This is a genomic window from Oleiphilus sp. HI0066 (assembly GCF_001635725.1).
The window spans coordinates 1-782 of sequence record NZ_LWFH01000940.1; the positions used below are offsets into that span (position 1 = coordinate 1).

Sequence of the window (782 nt, forward strand, 5' to 3'; positions counted from 1 at the left end):
AGTTGGTGTTTTTCTTACACCATTATGGGTTAAGAACAGACGTAAGAATCGCTCGAAGATCAGATCTTTGTTTTGAAAAGAAAGTCGCTAGATTTATTTTATTAAGAGTGTACTCAACGTCCGCTTCTGTCTAACTCCGTGCATTGCACTTTAAACAATAGATGATGTGCTTCGCTTACCCTTCGGGTCGACCGTTGGTCGTTCAACGCACTAAAGCGCTTTTGTGCTGCCTGCGCGGAAGTGACTTGATAGTAAACACTGCGTATTACCTCATTCTCAAAAGTCGAACGAAGGGACAATCCCGTCGAGCGCGTAAGCGATCCGGGTCGCCTTTAGATGAAGGTGAATTGCGAAGCAAGAGAGGCTGGCATGTGCCATCTTAAGACCTTTGGCGAAACAAAGGTCTCAAGGCGCTGTCGGTCGCCACCGACAGGAAAAGAAGAATTAGCCCAGTGCTATATTAGAAAAATTTTAGTGACTGATGTTGGCTCAACAAATTGCATAGAGTGCGATCAGAAAACCTCAAAACCTAAACGCTAACCCCACATATTCTTTATGATTGCATTCAGCGCATCACATCTTTTAGGTAACTCTCTATTTTTCTTTCTAATCAAATATAGGTTTTCCTTCACGGCTTGTTTCGGCTTTAAAACTTGCAGTAATTCTGGGCTATGAAAACTGTCGATGGCGCTTTTAGGCAGCACTGTGAAGCCAATACCGCGAGTTAAGGGTTCTAGGATTTGGCTGATTTGGTTGATTGATCCGACGACGGGGATTTTAGC

The 782-nt window shown here is 43.7% G+C and carries 1 protein-coding gene; it reads right to left on the reverse strand.

Translation table 11 applies throughout. The annotated features are described in order from the left end of the window. Positions 1-536: 536 nt before the first annotated feature. Positions 537-782: LysR substrate-binding domain-containing protein (locus tag A3738_RS10745; RefSeq protein ID WP_231876618.1), on the reverse strand; the 246-nt coding region annotated here is incomplete at its 5' end.